This is a genomic window from Streptomyces sp. NPDC046859 (assembly GCF_040645135.1).
In the GTDB taxonomy this organism is placed as follows: Bacteria; Actinomycetota; Actinomycetes; order Streptomycetales; family Streptomycetaceae; genus Streptomyces.
Window position 1 is genome coordinate 1 of sequence record NZ_JBEYXR010000045.1, and the last position, 17,592, is coordinate 17,592.

Here is a 17,592-nt window from a genome sequence, read left to right on the forward strand (position 1 = left end):
GTCGTTGAACACGACGCGGGCGCACCCGAACGCCTTCGCCAACGCCCTCTGCTGGCCGGTATCCGGGTACAGGCGAAAGCTGTACCGGAGCTGCACGACCGTCACCCTACGCACTTGGGTTACAGGTGAGATGCAGGAGATCAGAACTGGCCGGCGGCCGACTGCCCTGAATCAGTTCCTGGATCAGCTGGAGCCAGTGGCATGCGCCGACGAACGTGCGGGTGTCAATGCGGTGCCGGGCACATGGCCGGCCCGCCACCACGTGGCACCACGATCGCGGGGACCGGGCGGACGCACCCGTCCGGCGACACCGAATGAGCCGATGAGCGACGACGTCCTGTCGGTCATTCCGACCGATCCCCAGTGGCAGCCCGACCAGGCAGCGGGCGAGCGTGCGGCCGCGCTCGCCGCCGGCATGGCACCCGGCCTTCCCGACGGCGTGGAGAGCGAGATCGACGTCACCTGGCACGACACCCTCACCGCCATCGACTGCGGCGGCAACCTGGAACGGATCGGCTGTCCGCACTGCCGTTCATCCATCGACACGGAGTGGCACGCCGACCTGCTCGAAGAGCACGCCGAGGAGGGCCTTCCCACCCTGGCCGTGACAGTGCCCTGCTGCGGTGCCGCCACCGCGTTGGACATGCTGACCTACGACTGGCCGTGCGGCTTCGCCCGCTTCGAGATCGCGATCTGGAAATCCGCACGTGACGGGTTCGACGAGGACGAACTGGCCCCCCTCGCCGCCGCACTCGGGCATCCCGTGAACCAGGGCCGGGCCCACATCTGACGCGGCCTGTATACGGGTTGGGGTCCCCACAGACCACACGATCCGACGCCGTACGCCCGACCCGACTGACCCGCTGGAACGACGCCACCGGAGACGCTGGTGGCAGGTCGTCATTCAGCGGCGGTGGCCCGTGGTTCGACCACGCATCGATCGATCTTGTCCACGACCCCCGCGGTCGTGACGCGCACCCGGTAGGTCGTCGTCTCCTTCGCGGGCACCGGCACCTGGTTACCGGTCTCGACCATCTTGAAGCCCTGGGCGTCCAGGAAGCCGATCTTCACGGTGAAGACGCCGTCGCTCCGGTTGGGATTCGTGATCTTCACGGTGGCGCTCGGGTCCGACGGGCTCGCGCAGCTCACGAGCACCGCCGATCCGTCCTTCAACGGCTCTGCGGCCTCGGGGGAGGGAGAAGAGGGCGGCTGCGAGGTGTGCGTACTGCCGCTGCTGCCGGCGCTCGGCTCGGGGGTCGCCGCGGCACTGCCCGCCGAGGCGGTGCTGGAGGCACGCGCGGTCTGACTCCCCGCGGCACATCCTGTCGACAATCCCGTAAGGCTCACCATGACCGTCGCCGACACCGCGAGGGATCTGGGCCCGCGCCCCTGCATGTACATGCGGGCACCCTACCTGCGCACATCCTCCACACTTCCCGCGGGTGGGCGCACCGGCAGCACGCCGCCGACCGGTGGGACCTCGCACCGGCCGGCGGCGTGTGTCGGTGGGTCGTTCAGGGTGTCAGCACTCACCCCTCCACACGACCCGCGTGATGGTCAGCCCCGCCTCGGCGTTCGCCTTGTACCGGCCCGGGCCCGGGTTGTAGTGGAAGCAGTCCGTCGACGGTTGACCGCCGAGATACGACGTCACGTCCACGTGGTCGGCGCCCGGGTAGGCGACCCCGTTGTTGAAGATGGAGCCGACGGCCAGGTTCCCGGACCAGTTGCCCGCCACCCTGAGGAGGAGCCGGCCCGACTGGTTGGCGCCGCTGTAGGCGCAGAAGTAGCCCTTCCCGCACCCGGCGGGATTGGGTTCGGCGGACGCCGACGGGGCCACGGCGAGAACCCCGGCGAAGGCAGCCGCCACAACTCCGGCGCCCAGTGCGGTGAGTCGCTTTCCGGTCAGCACGGTGAGTCCCCTTTCCGTCAGCACTCGCCGCGCCATACGACCTTGACGACACGGGTGCCCGGGACCGCGTTCGCCTTGTAGGCGCCCGGGCCGGGGTTGTAGTGCAGGCACGCGGTTTCGGTTCCGCCTTCGACGGTGTACGTCACGTCGACGTGGTCCGCGCCCGGGAAACGCACCCCGTTGTTGAACGCGGAGCGGAAGGCTACGCTTCCGCTCCAGTTTCCCTTGGTTTTCAGCACGAGTTGACCGGTCTGGTTCTCCCCGCTGTAGGCGCAGAAGTATTCCTTCCCGCAGCCCGGCGGATCGGCCTCGGCCGCCGCGCCGGGCGCGTTGACCAGCACGGTGGCGAAAGCGGCAGCCGCTGCCGCCCCGATGGCAGCACGTGTGCGCATGTGGTTCTTCCCCCTTGAACGACAGTGCGACAATCTTGGTCGCGTACGCCATTCAGGCTGCCTGTCGGTGCCCTCCACTGCCAGGTGATTCGGCGGCTGCCGAAAAAGCCTGCTGGTATGCCCGGACAGGGGTGTGCATCGGGCGGGTTGGCGTGAAAGGTGATATCGCGATCACCGAAGCCACGGGATCATTGGTACTGTCCTGCGCTGATTTCTTCAGTTGAACACGCGACTGACTGCGATGGAATGCCGTGCTCCGAGTACATTTCACGCGAGAAGATCTGCTGCGTACCCGAGTCGCCGACGCGCCCGACCCTTTGTGGGAACTCGTACTCAGCGTAAACCTTTTGGCAACACGTCAGGGACGAGCCGTATTCGACATATGGCGCGCGGATGCCCGGACCGCGCTGCGCCGGCTGCCCCGACACCAGCTGCACCTCGTCCGGGCACTCGCCCCGCCTCGGGGCAGCTTCCCCGACTTCCTCAACCCGACGGAGTCCTCGCAGGGGCTGGCGGAGGGCGTCGCGGCCGTTCTGTCGACTCCGCGCCGGCGGCTGGGCCAGGAGATGTCCGTGCTCGCCAGGGCACCGAGGTGGCTGCGCCCGCTGGCGGAGGGCGAGCCCGCGGCACTGGAGTTCCTCGGGGAGGCACTCCACGGCTACTTCCACGCGGCCCTGGCCCCGCACTGGTCCGCCGTCCGGGCCCAGGTCGAGGCGGACCGGGCGGTCCGTGCACGGGAGATCCTGCGCGGCGGCGTCGACGCCCTGCTGTCCGGTCTGGGGCCGTCGATGCGCTGGCGGCCGCCGGTGCTGGAGACGGCCTACCCGTTCGACCGCGATCTGCGCCTCGACGGCAGGGGGCTGCTCCTGGTGCCGTCCGTGTTCTGCTGGCAGATGCCGATCACGTTGACCGACCCGGACCTGTCGCCCGTACTGGTCTACCCGGCGGCCCGCTCGTACCGCTGGTGGCTGCCTCAGCAGACGGGTACGGAGCCCCGCGCGCTCGCCAGGCTGCTCGGTCACGGAAGGGCCGTCGTCCTGCGGGCGCTGGAGGACGGAGGTACGACGAGCGAGGTGGCCCGCCGGGTGGGCGTGACCCCCGCGACCGCCAGCGAACACGTCGGGATTCTGCGGGAGGCGGGACTGGCCGCCTCCGTCCGCGACCGCAACACCGTGTTGCACGTCCTCACCCCGCTGGGCGCCAGCCTCCTGACGGCGAACGGATGCGGTCCGAGGTGACCGCCGCGCCGTGTGCCGGGGGACGTCACTCAAGGCTTGTCGAGGAAGTCGAGGAAGTCGAGGAAGTCGAGGAAGTCGAGGAAGTCGAGGAAGTCGAGGAAGTCGAGGAAGTCGCGGAGCGAGCGTGGTGTGCAGAACGCCAGGCTGTTCGGCTCCACCCTGGTCCCGGCGCACCAGCCGGACGCCGACTCGCTCCACTGCCTGTTCGGACCATGCCACCTCGGCCGCCATCCCCCAGATGATCGGCTGTCCAAGATCCGATCATGGGGCAGTCGGCTCGCGCCCGTCAGCGCCGACGGGCGGGCATACGGCGCCGACGATCGGCGCGCGCATCGGCGAGATTCCTCGTCGGCCTCATGGGTACTCCCGGAACCACACCACTGTCCACCGACGCCGGAGAGTCATGACAGGCACGACGGAGAACGACCAGCCCCAGCGCTTCTGCAAGGCGTGCGGCACGCCCGCCGGCGACGGGGAGCTGTGCGCCCACTGCGGCGCTGTCCTGGACCTGCCCGACAAGGCGGGACTGGTCGAGGACCAGGGCGTCGCGGTCCGACGGGACCTCGGCAACGAGACGCACACGTGACCAGGCTCCTCACCTCCCAGGAGCCGGGCGGGGAGCCCGTGTGAGCAGCGCGTCGAGGGGTAGTCGGTGCGCGTGACCAAATCCCCCATCGCTGTCCTCGACGTCGACGGCACGCTGATCGACTCCAACTACCACCACGCGCTCGCCTGGTACCGGGCCCTTCGCTCCGTGGGGGAGATCTGGCCGGTGTGGCAGCTGCACCGCTTGATCGGCATGGGCGGCGACCAGCTGGTCACCGCACTGGGAGGCGAGGATCTGGAGCGCCGGGTGGGCGACCGGGTCCGTGAGCAGCAAGGCCGGGAGGTCGACGCGCTGCTCGACGAGATGGCGCCGTTGCCCGGTGCGCGCGACCTGCTTTTGGCCATCAAGGAACGCGGTCACCGGCTGGTGCTGGCCAGCTCCGGCAAGGAGCGGCACGTCGATGCCTTCCTGGACAAGCTGGATGCCCGCGACATCGCCGACGGCTGGACCAGCAGCGCCGACGTCGAAGCCTCCAAGCCCGCGCCGGACCTGCTGCACGTGGCTCTCAAGAAGCTGGGTGCGCCGACCGACGCGTCGAGTGTGATGGTCGGCGACTCGGTGTGGGACGTCGAGGCGGCCAAGCGGGCGGGGATGCCGGCGATCGTCGTCCGCTCCGGCGGCTTCGGCGACGACGAACTGCGGAGCGCGGGCGCCATCGCCCTGTACGACACGCCGGGCGACCTCGTGAAGGCCCTGGACGACACGCCACTGGCTTGAGGCGGGCCCGCCCGCGGAGTGGCGCTGTGCCTCCCCGCGAGCGGACACACACTGGACCCACTGTGAGCCCGTACCCGACCTTGGACGACGTCGTCGCCGACCGCCTGGACGTCGTCTTCGTCGGGATCAACCCAGGGCTCACGTCGGCGCTGCGGGGGCACAGCTTCTCGACGCCCGGCAACAGGATGTGGCCGGCCCTGCACCGCTCGGGCTTCACACCGCACCGGTTCCGCCCCGAGGAGGAACGCGACCTGCTCGCCCTGGGCCTCGGCATCACCAGCATCGTGCGCAGGCCCACGGCCCGTGCGGCGGAACTCACGCCGGACGAGTTCCGGCAGGGCGGCGAGGACCTGGTCCGGCGCACGGAGGCGCTGCGCCCCAGGTGGCTGGCCTTTCCGGGGATCACCGGGTACCGAGCGGCGTTCGGGGCCCGCGACGCGGGCGTGGGTGCCCAGCGGGCGTCCATCGGCGGTGCACGGGTGTGGGTTCTGCCGAACCCCAGTGGGCTCAACGCGCACTACCCGCCGTCCGCGCTCGCCGCGGAGTTCGCCAAGCTCCGCGTCGCCGCCGGCCTGCCCGACCGCTCCGGCCTCATCGGCGACGGCCCATTCGAGCACCAGCCCAGGTGACTCGAAGCCCTGGACTGACGAGGTGCCTGCGCTCGGTCTGCGCCGGAGGAGTCCGCCGTGGCCACCTCCAGGTCGCGCATGGCTGCCACCGCGGTCCGGTGGGCGCCGGATGCCTTGTGCTCGTACTGCTGCGGAGGAGGGTGTGATGACCGGGCTGCCGCAATGTGGCGGGCCGTACCGCTGCGTCGGCGCAGATGACAAACCCGGCGACGGCGACGATCCCCTCCGGGATACTGGGCGCCCATGGACGAGGTGGAAGTCGTCGTGGCCCATTCCGAGCGGGCGACGCTGCGTGTCGGTGAGGTGTTCCTGAAGGTGGACGCCGACCCGACGCGCCTCGACGCCGAGGTCGAGGCGATGGCCCTCGCGCCGGTCCCGACCCCGCAGGTCCTGTGGTGCACGCCGCCCGTGCTCGCGACGGCCGCGGTCCGGGGGACGACGCTCGGGCGCCTCGGCGGGCCGTCGACGGGGCCGGCAGCGGGGTGGGCCGCGGCGGGTGCCGCCATCCGGCAGCTGCACGACGCACCCCTGCCACCCCGGCTGGGCCGGGCCGGGCGCAGCATCGCCACCTTGTCGGCGGAGCTCGACGCCGAGTGCGATCTCCTCGTGGCGAACGGCCTGCTGCCCGCCGACTTGGTCACCCGCAACCGCCGGGTCGCCGAGGCCGCACTGCGCCCGTGGCCCCCGGCGTTCACGCACGGCGACCTGCAGATCGCACACGTCTTCGTTGAGGCGGATGAGGTCTCGGGCATCATCGACTGGTCCGAGGCGGGCCGGGGCGATGCCCTGTACGACCTCGCCACCTTCACGCTCGGACATGAGGAGCACCTGGACGACGTCCTCGCCGGCTACGGCGCCGACGTCGATCGCGACGTGATCCGCGCCTGGTGGTCGGTGCGGAGCCTGCTGGCGGTTCGATGGCTGATCGAGCACGGCTTCGACGCGGACGCGCCCGGATGTGAGATCGACGTGCTCAGAGCCCACATGTGAGGGGGCCATCGGCCCTGTAGTCACGCGTGACGGTGCCCATGGGGCCACTGCGTCGGAGTGACGCGTGAGGGTCGAGGACCTGGTCGGTGCCCTCGAAGACCACTGCCCAGCCGGCCGTTGCGGCGCGTCCACCCGACGCCGTGCCGGTGGGCATGGGTCGTACACAGCAGCCTCGGCCCAACAGCCCCTGAACTCAGTTAAGTTGACATACCGCCACCTTGCGGATGGTGAAGGCGAAGAGGGACGATCAGAGGCGTTACGTGCAGGGTCAGTCGAGTGGATACGCAAGGGGTGTCAGTGATCGAGCGCAATCTCACGCAAGAGGAGGTGGACGCGCTCCCGTTCGAGCTCAATCTGTCGGATGGACACGCCTTCCGCCCCTGGACCCGCGCCGAATCCGACATCATCGCCGACTCGGCACGCTTCTTCAGGGAGTCCGACCGCAGAGGCGGGCAGGAAGCCGAGGCCGAGTACATACGTCGCTACCTCGCGCTGGGATCGCAGTCCTATGTCCCCGAGTACTTCACCGGGCTGATGTCCTACTCCGCCTCGATGGCGGTCGAGATCGTGGCCAACCTGCTTCGCCTCAGGGGACTTTCGGCGGCCCTCATCGAACCCTGCTTCGACAACATCGCGGACATCCTCCAGCGGCACCGCATCCCCCTGCAGCCGATCCCGGAGACGGCGCTGACGGACGGGCCGGCCGCGTTGGAGAGGCTGCTCGGCACACTCACCGCGGACGTGATCTTCCTGGTGAGCCCCAACAACCCGACCGGTACCGTCGTCGGCAAGGAGGCGTTCACCCGGATCGTCGACTACTGCCGCACCGAGAACAAGCTCCTCGTCCTCGACGGCTGCTTCCGGGTCTACCTGTCCGCCGACGAGGTCTACGACCACTACGGCATCCTCGCCGCCTCGGGAATCGACTGCGTCGTCATCGAGGACACGGGCAAGGTCTGGCCCGCTGCCGAGCTGAAGGCTCCCTTCCTGTGTGTTTCACCGAGGCTGGTGAGCGCCGTGGTGGGGATGCACTCGGACTTCCTCCTCCACCTCTCACCGTTCACCGTGCGGCTCATCACGGAGTTCGTGGGTCTCGCCGAGGCCGACGGCGGCCGCTACCTCCGCGAACTCGTGGTGCGGAACCGGGCGCTGTTCCAGAGCACGGTCCCCGGCTCGTTCCTGCGGCCGGACGACACCGGGAAGCTGGGTTTGGCGTGGCTGAAGGTGGAGGTGGACGGACTGGACGGGGAGGACGTCCGCAAGCTGCTTGCCCTGCGTGGCGTCCACGTGCTGTCGGGCGAGAGGTTCTACTGGTGGTCACCGTACCTGGGGCGGAAGCATCTTCGTCTGGCCCTGCTGCGTGATCCGGACGTCGTCCACCGAGCCGCCGAAGTGATCGCGGATCTCGGGGCCGAGCTCGCCGTGGGCCGCTCACGAAGCTGACGGCACTTCCGCCAGCGCCTGGGCCGAACGTCGCGTCTCCGGATGGCTTTCACCCAGCACGCGGCGTCGCCGTTCCCACGTGTCTTGATGGAGTTCGCGGGCGCCTGTGTAGTCCTGGAGGGCGGACAGATCGTCGGCGAGGCTGTAGGCCGAGCGGAGGGTGTCGGGGTGGTCGTCGCCGTGCAGCTGCCGCCGCCGGTTCCAGACCTCCTCGTTCAGTGCCCGGGCCTGGGAGTAGTCACCCATCCGGTGCAGGGTGATGGCCAGGTAGTGCCTCGAGCGCAGGGTGTCCGGGTGATCCTCACCCAGTCGCTCGCGCCGCTGCCCCAGCACCCACAGCTCCAGCTCCCGCGCCCGCTCCAACTCGCCCAGGTCGCACAGATCCGATGCGAGGTGGTGCGCGGAGTGCAGCGTGTCGGGGTGGGTCTCGCCGAGGACCCGGCGGCGCCGCTGCCAGACGTCCTCGTTGATGTCGCGGGCCTTCTCGCGCTCGCCGAGCTCGTACAGGTCGGAGCCCAGGTAGTGCGCCGACTGCAGGGTGTCCGGGTGGTCCTCGCCGAGCAGACGGCGGCGGTGGCGCCACCCTTCCTCGTCCAGGGCTCGCGCTCCGGCGAAGTCGCCCAGGTCGCAGAGGTCTGCCGCGAGCTGGTGCGCCGACCGGATGGTGTCGGGATGGTCCATCCCGAGGACCCGGCATCGCCTGTTCCAGACGTCCTGGTCGACCTCCCTCGCCTGCGCGTACTCACCGAGTTCGAAGAGGTTGGACGCGAGGTTGTAGCCGGAGTGGAGTGTGTCGGGATGGTCGGGGCTCAGGCGGTCCGTCCAGGACTCCCGGGTGATCCGGCAGATGTCGACCGCGGACCGGGACTGGCCGGAGAAGTACAGATAGCGCTGGACCTTCAGGACCAGGGCACGGAACCCTTCCGCGTCCAGCTGGGGCCCCGGCAGGGACGCGGTGGACGACAGGAGCTCCCGGACGTGCGGGACGATCATCCCGTATTCGGGCCAGGTCTCGGGGGTGTCCGGGTCGCCCAATGTGATCGTGGCGAGCAGTTCCTCGGCGGCGTGGTGGGTCACCCCGTGCTGGTCCAGCGGAAGTCTCGCCCGGAGCAGGGCGTGCACGAGGCGGTGCATCTGCAGGGCGTTGTCGGCGTGCCGGGCCAGGCCCAGGGTGACGATCTTGCGGACGGCGAGGGCGGCCGTCGCCGTGTCACCGAGCTGGACACCGAACCGGGGTGGCCCGACGGCGGGATCGGAGCCGAGAGGGATCGGCTCCGGCGCGAGGAACGCGAGCCGGTCGAGGAGGGTCGCGGCCGTCGGGCCGGCCGTCGCCATCAGCCGGTCGCGGCTGGTGGCGACCACTGACACCAGTCCGGGGTGCGCCGCGACGGTGCGGTCGTCCAGGCCGCTCGCCGTCGGCTGTGACTCCAGGAGCCTGAGGTAGTCCGATGTCTCCAGGCGGGTTTCGTCGAGAAAGCATCCGACTTGCTCCACCGACAGGGGAAGGTCACCCACTGCGGCTGCGACGCGGTCGGCGTCCTCGGGGGACAGGGAGGGGCAGCGGCGGGACAGCAGTGTGATCGACTCGTCGCGTTCGAACTCGGGGACGTCGATGCGCGTGCCGATGCGACCGATACGGGGATCGCGGCCGGTGATGAGCAGCTTCCCTCCGCTGGGAGGGAGGAGGTCGTTCATGGCGCCGAGATCGTCGAGGTTGTCGTACACCAACAACCAGTCGCTCCTGGCGGACAGTTCCACCCAGAGCGCCCGTATGAGCAGGGACGGCTGTCCGGCGGTGAGTCCCAACTGGGAGGCGAGGGCGGTGAGGCCGGCCATGACGGCGGCGAGCTGGTCGGCGCCCACCCACCAGACCAGCCCGTAGTGATGAGCATGGCGATGGGCGTATTCGAGGGCCAGTTGGGTCTTGCCGATGCCGCCCATGCCGATGAGGGAGACCACGCCGGGGTCGTCGGTGTGACCTTCGTCGGTGCCCTGCATGCTGGCGGCGACGCGCTCCAGGAGGGCGGTGCGCCCGGTGAACGCCTGGTTGCGTGACGGCAGGGCGCGGATCGGCCGTAAGCGGGGGGCTGGTTCGTGTGAAGGCGGCGATATGAGGTGGACGTTGTCGATGTGTTCGGCAACGACCCCACCGCCGATCGCTGCCATCCCGGCCGCGACCGGGGGTTGGGCAGGCGTCTCTCCGGGACCGCTTAGCCCTCGTGCGGTCCCGGGGTGGAAGGGTGGGCGCCGGTGGTCACTCCTCCCGAGACGTTGCCACCGACCACGACGCCGCCCGTCTCGACGCGAAGGTCATGTGCCACGTTGATGCCGTTGTGCGGCCCCAGCCCGGCTTCGTGCCGCTGCAGGCGGTCGACGGACGCGGCCAGCTCGGTGGCGAACCCGGAGTCCTCCTCCGCCAGGTCGGCGATCGCGTCCGTGGCCCGCCGCGTCGTGCGCTCGGTCACCTCACCGTCACCGGCCTGCTCCAGCAGACGGGTGAGAGCCGGGTCATCGCCGACGGCTCCGCTGACCAGGTCGTGCAGGGCGTCCATGTTCGCCTCGAGAACATGGTCGGCGTCGCCGTCGGCGGGGGCACTCACCCGGCGTGCCTTCCGCACGAGGTATCCGACCGCCGCTCCGGCCACCAGGTCCACTCCGGGTGTGGGCACTTTTCCTCCCCCGTTGTCTGTTGAGACCATTTAACACCTTGACGGCATACTCGCTGAGGATTGCTTCCCGATGACGTTCAAATCGCGAAGCCTGTTGCCTGTAAGGGCAGTTGAAGCTGCCGACCCCGTCCGGGAGAAGTACTACGGCGTGTCCCCGGGCGTCGGCGGGGAAGCGGCAGGGGCCTCCACCGCAGCTGAGTCGATGCTGCTCAACAGTGCGGCACTGAGCCGGGTGTCCGGGTGTTCCTCACCGAGGACGAGCCGCCGGCGTTCCGCGGTGTCCCGGGCGACGCGGCGGGCCTCTTCGAGCCGGCCGAGCCCTGCCAGGCTGGCCGCCACGTTGGACGCGGTGACGAGGGTCTCGGGATGGTTGTCGCCCAGGATCCGCCGGCGTCGGCGCAGGGTGTCCTCCGCCAGCGCGCATGCTTCGTCCATACGTCCCAGTTCCGCGAGGTCGGCTGCCATGTTGGAGGCGGTGAAGAGCGTGTCGGGGTGGTCCTCGCCGAGGACCCGGCGCTGCCTGCTCATGGTGTCCTGGGCGAGCTCCAGGGATTCCTCCACGCGTCCCAGTCCGGCCAGAGCGGCCGCCACGGTGGATGCGACGGTCAGCGTCTCGGGATGCTCCTCGCCGACGACGCGCCCGTAACGGTGCACGGTGTCCCGGGCCAGTTCCAGTGCCTCTTCCAGCCGCCCGAGATCCAACAGGTCGGCCGCCGTGTTGGAGGCGGTGCGCAGGGTGTCCGGGTGGTCCTCGCCGAGTTCCCGCCGTTGCTGGTCGAGGAGGCCGCGGTCCAGGGAGAAGGCGCGGTGGTGGTCGGCGACCGCGGTGGCGGCCTGGGCGAGACAGGCGGTGACGCGCCGGGTCACGGGGTGATCAGCTCCCAACTCGGCGGTCCAGGTGCGATGGAGGCTCTCCAGGCGGGGCAGTACGGCGGCAGTGCCGCCGCGGTCGACGAGGTACCGGCAGGCTTCGCAGGCTGCGACACGAGCGGTGTCCGTCACCAGGTCGCCGGGGGCGATCGCGAAAAGATGCGGCAGCAGTTCGGGCCAACCGGGCCAGGCGGCAGGATCCTGGGCGTGGCCCGGGAACGCGGCTGCGAGCAGAACGGAGGCGTGGTGGGCGGCGGCGGCACGCTCCGCGGCGGTGAGCCGGCCCTCGATGACGGCCTGGGTGAGCCGGTTCAGGTGGACGCTGCCGCCGGCGACGCGGGCCAGCCCGTGTCGCTGAAGGGCTGTCAGCACGCGATTCCTCGTGGCCCGGTCCGCCATGACCCGCCCCATGGACGACGCCCGGGCAGCTTCGCCGTCCGGCAGGACGGGCAGGGTGAACGGCTCCGGAGCCAGGAGTGCGCAGGCGTGCAGCACCTCGACGGCCTGCGGGTCCTGAGCCCGCAGCCGTCGCATGCTGAGCCGGATCTGCGCGGCCAGCGTCCAGGGGTAGTCGAGTGGCTTGCCCCCGTCGGTCGCCTCCCCGGCCCTGCGGGACAGCTCTTCCAGGTAGTGCCGCACGCTCGTCGTCGTCAGGACCCCGGCTGCCTGCACAAGCGCCAGAGGCCAGTCGTCCAGCGCTGCCGCGAGCCGATCCGCGTCACCGACCGCCAGCCACGGCGTGCGGCCGCGCAACAGAGCGATCGAGTCGCTGCGGGGCAGTATGTCGACACCGACCGGGGTGGCGAGCCCGTGCCACCGCGGGCTGCGCGAGGTGATCAGCACGTGTCCCGCACCGGACGGCAGGTATCCGGCCACGGCTTCGGGGTCCGCCGCGTCGTCGAAGACGATCAGCCAGCGTGTCCGTGACCGCAGCTCCACCGCCAGGTCGGCCACGGCGTTCCGGGGGGACGTGGTCCGGTCGGCCACGCCGGTGGCCATAGCCAGGCGGGCGAGTTGGTGAGGGATGAGCGCGGGGTCCTCCGCCCGCACCCACCACACCAGCTCGTACTCGCCGCAGAAGCGGTGCGCGTACTCGACGGCCACCTGGCTCTTGCCCACCGCCCCCTGTCCGTGCAGCACGACCGGCACGGCTGCAGGTCCGCCCGTCAGCAGGCCCCGCACTGCGGCAAGCAGCTCCTCACGCCCGACGAGACCGGCATTGCGCGCCGGTACGTTCCACACCCGCGGCAGCGTCCCTGGCAGCCGCGGCCCGGTCGAACCCGTACGCCGCAAACGGCCACCGCGTCCGGCTCCCTGCTCCCCGCCGGGAAACCCGGGTTTCGTCTCGGGCGCCCCCACGGGCCCGGCGACCGCCGCAAGGAGCACTTGCCGGGCTGCTTCCTCATCCATCCCATAGAGAGCCGTGGCCTTGAGCGCACGCAACATCGGTGGTGCCGCCGCGTCGTCGAGGCGGACCGGGATCAGCTGATCCCGGCCGGCGATCACCGCCGTCCACTCCTCGGTGGTCCATCTCCGGCGGTCGAAGTAGGCGGCGGAGAACAACGCCACCATCCGGCGCCCGGCGAGGGCCTCGTCCATCCGCACGATGACGTTGTCCCCGGCACCCCAGTGCCAGGAGTCCAGCTCCACGTCGTACCCGGCGTCCTGCAACTGCCAGGCCACCCACTCGGCCCACGCGAGATCCGCCCCGGCGTGGCTGACGAACAACCAGGGCCTGCCCGGGGAATCCGCCACCTCAACCTCCTGCCTTCGGGCTCGACCGACACGACCCTGTCGCAGTCAGCCCGCACCCGCCGTGCACGCCGCGCGCGGTCGCCACTCAGGACACAGGCTTGCGGACGCGGAGCTGCACGCCTTCGACTCGTGACCGCTCATGGTGTCTACCGTGATGGCCCCCGCTCTTCACGATCACGAATTCATGCAGCGGCGACGAGAGCCATCAGCGGGGGTGATGTCTGAACAGCCCAACGTTCCTTAGAAAAATACGGCTGTCGCGGTCCGACACGTGGTCGCCTCCCTGACGAGCAGAAGGCCAATTCTGCGCCAGCACAACGCAGTTGCGGTAGCCGATCGACAGAGCCACCGCCTCCGGTCCAGCAGTTCCCGTCACGCCACCCGGCACCCTTGACCCTCACGCGACGTCAGGCCGCATAGTCGGGCCCGTGGAGGATCACTGGACCGTGGGACGCGTGGCGGAGCTGGCCGGCGTGACCGTGCGCACACTGCACCACTACGACAAGATCGGACTGGTGCGTCCGTCGGCGCGCACCGAGAAGGATTATCGGGCCTATTCGGCGGGGGATGTGGAGCGGCTCCGGGAGGTGCTGGCCTACCGGCGGCTGGGATTCGGCCTGCGAGAGATCGCCGATCTGGTCGGTGACGCGTCGACCGACCCGGTCGCGCGCCTGCTCCAGCTGCGCGGGCTGCTGCTGGAGCGGCGTGACCGCGCCGACGCCATGGTGGCGGCCATCGACAGGGAAATCGAGGCGCGGGGGAAGGGACGTACGGTGACGCCGGAGGAGCAGCTGGAGGTGCTCGGCGCGCGCCTGTACGACGCGATCGGCGGCGCCTACACGGCGACGCGGCGTACGGAGCCACGGATCGCCGCACAGATCCTCGACGGGCTCGGCGACGCGCAGACGGTCCTGAACGTCGGGGCCGGCACCGGCAGTTACGAGCCCGTCGCGCGCGAGGTCATCGCCGTCGAGCCGTCGGCGGTCATGCGGAGGCAGCGGCCTGTCGGCTCGGCACCGTGTGTGGCCGCCGCAGCTGAGAGCCTGCCGTTCGAGGACGGTGCCTTCGACGTCGCGATGGCCGTCTCGACCGTTCACCATTGGGAGGACCCGATAGCGGGGCTGCGCGAGATGCGGCGCGTCGCCCGCCGTGTCGTGGTGCTCACGTTCGACACCGACGAGCCCGGATGGCAGGACCGCTTCTGGCTCACCCGGGACTACCTGCCCGAGTTCGCCACCGTCCTCGCCGGGTTTCCCTCGCTCGCCGCTATGGCCGACGCGATCGACGCCCGTACCGAGCCGGTACCCGTCCCGTGGGACTGTGCCGACGGCCTGTTCGAGGCGTACTGGCGCCGACCGGCCGCATATCTGGAGGACCGTGTGCGCCGCGCGACGTCGGTGTGGACGAGGGTCGGTCCCGAGGCTGAGCGGCGTGCGGTGCAGAGCCTCGGCGACGACCTCGCGTCCGGCCGCTGGGCCGAGCGCAACAGCGACCTCACGGACCTCCCGGCGGCAGACCTCGGGCTCCGCCTGCTCATCACGTGAACGCGATGCCCTCGCGGGCCCACGGTCGCAGCTTCTCCGGGTTGCGGACCACCCAGATGCGGGTGACGCTCCCGTCCACGACCTCGAAGGAGGCCACGGTCACGACGGCGCCGGCGCGCCGGGCCACCAGCCCCGGCGTCCCGTTGACCGACCGCTCCAGCAATTCGAGGCCGGCAGCCTTGTCCGCGATGGCGACCATGTACTGGGCGATGCGCGCGTGCCCCTCGACCGGGCGCAGGACGGTGCCCACCACGCCGCCGCCGTCGGCCGTCATGACGGCTGCCGGGTCGAGCACACGCACAAGGGCCGCGATGTCCTTCTTCTCCCAGGCCTCTTTGACGCGTCTCACCACGTCCGCCTGGTCGGCCGTGCCGGCCGGGGTGCCCGCGGCGCTCACCCGCCGCCGTGCGGACGCCGCCAACTGTTTGCAGGCCGCGGGGGATCGGCCGAGGACTCCCGCGATGTCGGCGAACGGGTACCGGAAGACGTCGTGCAGGACGAAGGCCACCCGCTCCGCCGGCGTCATCGACTCCATAACGACGAGGAAGGCCGTGGTCACCGACTCGTCGAGGACGATCTGGTCGGCGGGGTCGCCGGACGCGGCCGGGTCGGCTCCGCCCGCCTGGCGCCACTCGGCACGAGCGGGCAGCGGCTCCGGCAGCCATGCGCCGACGTAGCGTTCCCGGCGGGCCCGTGCCGAGCCGAGCAGGTCCAGGCAGATACGACCGGTGACCGTCGTCAGCCAGGCGGTGGGGGAGCGGATCGCCTCCCGGCGGCTTCGCGGCAGCCCGTACCAGCGTGCGTACGCGTCCTGCACGGCGTCCTCGGCCTCGGTCACCGAACCGAGCAACCGGTAGGCCACGTTGATCAGTTGGCGTCGTGCGCCCGTCGTCTCCGCTGCGCTTGTGTCCACGGTCCTCATACTCCCGCCACCCCTCGCCTTACCTTCTGCCGGCCCACGTCGTCGTGTGGGTGAACGTCGTCGATCCCTGACCCGAGGGTGGAGAACCCGAGGGCGGAGTAGGAGGACCGGTACATGGCCATTCAAGAGACGGCCCACGTGACACGCGGCACCTCGTTCCTGCGGTTCGCCATCGCCTTGCAGACCTTGACCATCCTTCTTCAGGCGGTCTCCGCCGGACTGCTGCTGACCGCTTCCTACGGCGAGACGCTGCACAGTGCCGGAGCCCGCGTGATGTACGGGGCGTCCATGCTGTACGTGCTCGCCGCGGTACTGGCGTGGAAGCCGGGCGGCGGATCGCCCCGGCCCATCCTTCACGCGTCGGGCTTCCTCGCGCTGGCCTCGGTCCAGGTGGTGCTGGGCATCGCGCACGTCCCGTCTGTCCATCTGCCCCTGGGCGTCCTGATGTTCGGACTGAGCGTGCTGGCGCTCGCACGACGCTGAGAGACCTCGGCCGCCGTGTCCCGAGTTGACTGGCCTCTTTTCCTCCACCCGCAGCAGCACACGTCGCCGGTCGACGGTGCCCCTGCTACGCCGGACGAGTCCGAGCCGCTCCAGCAGGTCCACCGGGGCAGTGGTCCCGGCCGAGTTCTGCCGCAGTTGCTCACCGAGCTGGCGCTGCGTGCACCCGGGTCCGCCCCGCGCGGCATCCAGTAAAAGATGGATCAACGCCCGCACGTCGGAGGGATGGAGTCCACGCCAGGCGGCGAACTCGGCACCGAGCGGGTCGCATTCCGCCGTCACCGCGCGCAGCAGGTGCACCAGTCCCATGAGCGGGTCCTCGTCGCTCATGGGCTTTCTCCGCTTCCCGGACGGCACCGGACGTCGAGCCGCTGAGACTTCCGTCGGCCGTTGGAGGCACGCCGTGTGCGGCCCGCCAAGGGAACGGTACGATCCGCAGGTCGTCTTACGGGGGAGGGACCATGGCCGAGGGCCGCGAAGTCACCAGCGACAGCGAGGAAAGATCGTCCGACGTCGCGGGGGAGGCGGCGGTGCACCTGGTGTACCGTCCGCAGCCGGCCGACACCCTGGCCGGGCTCCGGGCCCGGCAGCGGATCAAGCGGTGGGGACTGGTCCTGCGGGTCGTGTTCCTGGTGCTGTGGGTGGGGCAGTGGCTGCTGGGCACGATCAACCGGGGCGGGGCCGACCCGGTCTCCACGGTGCTGTTCCTCGTCGTCGTTCTGCTGGTGGCCGGCTATCCGCGGCTTCAGGCCGCCCAGGTGCAGCGTCTCGTCGGATGGCAGGGCGAGTACCGCACCTCGGTGTCTCCGGCCGGCATCACGACCAGCAGCGACCACACCACGCTCGTCCAGAAGTGGTCGGTGTACCAGGGCTACCGCGAGACGAAGGGTCACTTCGTTCTGCTCAGCCGCGACCCCAACATCCTGTGCGTCGATGTCCTGCCCAAGCACGGGCTCAGCACTGCCGACGACGTCGCCCGGCTGCGCGCTCTCCTGGACCGGTACGCGAAGCGGGTCTGACACCGTTCACGGTCAGGGGCGTTCGTACGGTTGCAGGAGACCCGCGGGGGCGAAGCATGCCGCGCCGAGGAAGGTGCCCCAGCCTGCGATGTCGACGTTTACCAGCCTGCCGGTGGCGGGCCGGGTGTAGGCGGCGATTGCCGAGACAGTGACGAGGAGCGAGCCGAGCTGGTTGATGGCGACGATCCACCAGCCGGGATCGCGGCGACGCAGACAGGGCCACCCGCGATGGCAGATCTCGACGAAGCCGAGGTGGCCGGAGATCCGGAACAACAGGCAGCCGACCATGTCCGGGGCCCAGATGAGCCGGTTGACCCGCTGGACGCTCAGCCCCTGCAGGAGACGGCCGTGCGCCGGCCGACCACGGCCGACGCGGTGAGGGCGACC

The 17,592-nt window shown here is 70.4% G+C and carries 20 protein-coding genes and 2 pseudogenes; 11 read left to right on the forward strand and 11 right to left on the reverse strand.

Going from position 1 to position 17,592, the window contains the following annotated elements; translation table 11 throughout:
- The coding region (locus ABZ899_RS35500; RefSeq protein WP_361353079.1) for a helix-turn-helix domain-containing protein at positions 1 to 96 on the reverse strand (96 nt) is incomplete at its 3' end.
- A 226-nt stretch (positions 97 to 322) separates the two neighbouring features.
- Between ABZ899_RS35500 and ABZ899_RS35505 the strand changes: the two genes are divergently transcribed.
- Positions 323 to 790 carry a hypothetical protein gene (locus tag ABZ899_RS35505; RefSeq protein ID WP_361354772.1) on the forward strand — a complete coding sequence of 156 codons (468 nt, stop codon included), beginning with the start codon at positions 323 to 325 and terminating at the stop codon, positions 788 to 790.
- Between the two features lie 110 nt (positions 791 to 900).
- Here ABZ899_RS35505 and ABZ899_RS35510 read toward each other — a convergent pair whose 3' ends face one another.
- A complete protein-coding gene (locus ABZ899_RS35510; protein WP_361354774.1) occupies positions 901 to 1,113 on the reverse strand; it encodes a hypothetical protein in 213 nt (70 codons plus the stop codon).
- Here ABZ899_RS35510 and ABZ899_RS35515 point away from each other — a divergent pair.
- The gene (locus tag ABZ899_RS35515) at positions 1,103 to 1,306 is read left to right on the forward strand and encodes a hypothetical protein (RefSeq protein ID WP_361354777.1); all 204 of its coding nucleotides are present in this window, start codon (positions 1,103 to 1,105) and stop codon (positions 1,304 to 1,306) included. The genes ABZ899_RS35510 and ABZ899_RS35515 overlap by 11 nt on opposite strands.
- 216 nt (positions 1,307 to 1,522) lie before the next feature.
- Here the strand turns inward: ABZ899_RS35515 and ABZ899_RS35520 are convergent, their stop codons facing one another.
- Together ABZ899_RS35520 and ABZ899_RS35525 are read right to left on the reverse strand one after the other, a co-directional pair.
- The gene (locus tag ABZ899_RS35520) at positions 1,523 to 1,909 is read right to left on the reverse strand and encodes a hypothetical protein (protein WP_361354780.1); all 387 of its coding nucleotides are present in this window, start codon (positions 1,907 to 1,909) and stop codon (positions 1,523 to 1,525) included.
- Positions 1,910 to 1,926: 17 nt separating this feature from the next.
- Positions 1,927 to 2,301: a peptidase inhibitor family I36 protein gene (locus tag ABZ899_RS35525; protein ID WP_361354783.1), complete on the reverse strand. Its 375-nt coding sequence runs from the start codon at positions 2,299 to 2,301 to the stop codon at positions 1,927 to 1,929.
- Between the two features lie 347 nt (positions 2,302 to 2,648).
- Here ABZ899_RS35525 and ABZ899_RS35530 point away from each other — a divergent pair, with 347 nt between their 5' ends.
- A complete protein-coding gene (locus ABZ899_RS35530; RefSeq protein WP_361354786.1) occupies positions 2,649 to 3,539 on the forward strand; it encodes a winged helix-turn-helix domain-containing protein in 891 nt (296 codons plus the stop codon).
- 29 nt (positions 3,540 to 3,568) lie between these two features.
- Here the strand turns inward: ABZ899_RS35530 and ABZ899_RS35535 are convergent, their stop codons facing one another.
- Positions 3,569 to 3,697, reverse strand: coding sequence for a hypothetical protein (locus ABZ899_RS35535; protein WP_361354788.1), 129 nt, complete (start codon positions 3,695 to 3,697; stop codon positions 3,569 to 3,571).
- Positions 3,698 to 3,942: 245 nt separating this feature from the next.
- Between ABZ899_RS35535 and ABZ899_RS35540 the strand changes: the two genes are divergently transcribed.
- The 5 genes from ABZ899_RS35540 to ABZ899_RS35560 all read left to right on the forward strand — a co-directional run bounded on the left by ABZ899_RS35540 (position 3,943) and on the right by ABZ899_RS35560 (position 7,925).
- Positions 3,943 to 4,125 (forward strand): hypothetical protein, encoded by a 183-nt coding sequence (locus tag ABZ899_RS35540; RefSeq protein ID WP_361354791.1) that lies wholly within the window; start codon positions 3,943 to 3,945, stop codon positions 4,123 to 4,125.
- Between the two features lie 72 nt (positions 4,126 to 4,197).
- Complete coding sequence (locus tag ABZ899_RS35545) at positions 4,198 to 4,863, forward strand: HAD family hydrolase (RefSeq protein WP_361354794.1); 666 nt, start codon at positions 4,198 to 4,200, stop codon at positions 4,861 to 4,863.
- Positions 4,864 to 4,925: 62 nt separating this feature from the next.
- Positions 4,926 to 5,492: a G/U mismatch-specific DNA glycosylase gene (gene mug, locus ABZ899_RS35550; protein WP_361354798.1), complete on the forward strand. Its 567-nt coding sequence runs from the start codon at positions 4,926 to 4,928 to the stop codon at positions 5,490 to 5,492.
- Between the two features lie 243 nt (positions 5,493 to 5,735).
- On the forward strand, positions 5,736 to 6,482 hold the full coding sequence (locus ABZ899_RS35555) for a phosphotransferase (protein WP_361354801.1): 747 nt from the start codon (positions 5,736 to 5,738) through the stop codon (positions 6,480 to 6,482).
- 297 nt (positions 6,483 to 6,779) lie between these two features.
- Positions 6,780 to 7,925 carry a pyridoxal phosphate-dependent aminotransferase gene (locus tag ABZ899_RS35560; RefSeq protein ID WP_361354804.1) on the forward strand — a complete coding sequence of 382 codons (1,146 nt, stop codon included), beginning with the start codon at positions 6,780 to 6,782 and terminating at the stop codon, positions 7,923 to 7,925.
- Here the strand turns inward: ABZ899_RS35560 and fxsT (ABZ899_RS35565) are convergent.
- From fxsT (ABZ899_RS35565) to fxsT (ABZ899_RS35575), 3 genes are all read right to left on the reverse strand, one after another.
- Positions 7,914 to 10,091, reverse strand: a complete 2,178-nt coding sequence (gene fxsT, locus ABZ899_RS35565; RefSeq protein WP_361354807.1) for an FxSxx-COOH system tetratricopeptide repeat protein — start codon at positions 10,089 to 10,091, stop codon at positions 7,914 to 7,916. The genes ABZ899_RS35560 and fxsT (ABZ899_RS35565) overlap by 12 nt on opposite strands.
- A 44-nt stretch (positions 10,092 to 10,135) precedes the next feature.
- Positions 10,136 to 10,594, reverse strand: coding sequence for a hypothetical protein (locus tag ABZ899_RS35570; protein WP_361354809.1), 459 nt, complete (start codon positions 10,592 to 10,594; stop codon positions 10,136 to 10,138).
- A 141-nt stretch (positions 10,595 to 10,735) separates the two neighbouring features.
- Complete coding sequence (fxsT, locus tag ABZ899_RS35575; RefSeq protein ID WP_361354812.1) at positions 10,736 to 13,219, reverse strand: FxSxx-COOH system tetratricopeptide repeat protein; 2,484 nt, start codon at positions 13,217 to 13,219, stop codon at positions 10,736 to 10,738.
- Between the two features lie 446 nt (positions 13,220 to 13,665).
- Between fxsT (ABZ899_RS35575) and ABZ899_RS35580 the strand changes: the two genes are divergently transcribed.
- The gene (locus tag ABZ899_RS35580; protein WP_361354859.1) at positions 13,666 to 14,763 is read left to right on the forward strand and encodes a MerR family transcriptional regulator; all 1,098 of its coding nucleotides are present in this window, start codon (positions 13,666 to 13,668) and stop codon (positions 14,761 to 14,763) included.
- Here the strand turns inward: ABZ899_RS35580 and sigJ are convergent.
- A complete protein-coding gene (gene sigJ, locus ABZ899_RS35585) occupies positions 14,756 to 15,676 on the reverse strand; it encodes an RNA polymerase sigma factor SigJ (protein WP_361354861.1) in 921 nt (306 codons plus the stop codon). The two genes, ABZ899_RS35580 and sigJ, sit on opposite strands and share 8 nt — an antisense overlap.
- A 123-nt stretch (positions 15,677 to 15,799) precedes the next feature.
- Between sigJ and ABZ899_RS35590 the strand changes: the two genes are divergently transcribed.
- A complete protein-coding gene (locus tag ABZ899_RS35590) occupies positions 15,800 to 16,168 on the forward strand; it encodes a hypothetical protein (RefSeq protein WP_361354864.1) in 369 nt (122 codons plus the stop codon).
- Between the two features lie 72 nt (positions 16,169 to 16,240).
- Here the strand turns inward: ABZ899_RS35590 and ABZ899_RS35595 are convergent.
- A pseudogene (locus ABZ899_RS35595) lies at positions 16,241 to 16,516 on the reverse strand (helix-turn-helix domain-containing protein); the annotation flags it as partial.
- Positions 16,517 to 16,647: 131 nt separating this feature from the next.
- On the opposite strand from ABZ899_RS35595, the gene ABZ899_RS35600 reads away from it, so the two are divergent.
- Positions 16,648 to 17,205, forward strand: coding sequence for a YcxB family protein (locus ABZ899_RS35600; RefSeq protein ID WP_361354815.1), 558 nt, complete (start codon positions 16,648 to 16,650; stop codon positions 17,203 to 17,205).
- Between the two features lie 12 nt (positions 17,206 to 17,217).
- Here ABZ899_RS35600 and ABZ899_RS35605 read toward each other — a convergent pair.
- Positions 17,218 to 17,544, reverse strand: a pseudogene (locus ABZ899_RS35605) (hypothetical protein); the annotation flags it as partial.
- Between the last annotated feature and the right edge of the window lie 48 nt (positions 17,545 to 17,592).

What these genes read in the sequence shown, in the direction of transcription:
- ABZ899_RS35600 (WP_361354815.1), top strand. Translation starts at nt 16,648, where the DNA reads ATGGCCGAGGGCCGCGAAGTCACCAGCGACAGCGAGGAAAGATCGTCC.
- ABZ899_RS35505 (WP_361354772.1), top strand. Translation starts at nt 323, where the DNA reads ATGAGCGACGACGTCCTGTCGGTCATTCCGACCGATCCCCAGTGGCAG.
- ABZ899_RS35555 (WP_361354801.1), top strand. Translation starts at nt 5,736, where the DNA reads ATGGACGAGGTGGAAGTCGTCGTGGCCCATTCCGAGCGGGCGACGCTG.
- ABZ899_RS35590 (WP_361354864.1), top strand. Translation starts at nt 15,800, where the DNA reads ATGGCCATTCAAGAGACGGCCCACGTGACACGCGGCACCTCGTTCCTG.
- ABZ899_RS35525 (WP_361354783.1), bottom strand. Translation starts at nt 2,301, where the DNA reads ATGCGCACACGTGCTGCCATCGGGGCGGCAGCGGCTGCCGCTTTCGCC.
- fxsT (WP_361354807.1), bottom strand. Translation starts at nt 10,091, where the DNA reads ATGGCAGCGATCGGCGGTGGGGTCGTTGCCGAACACATCGACAACGTC.
- ABZ899_RS35540 (WP_361354791.1), top strand. Translation starts at nt 3,943, where the DNA reads ATGACAGGCACGACGGAGAACGACCAGCCCCAGCGCTTCTGCAAGGCG.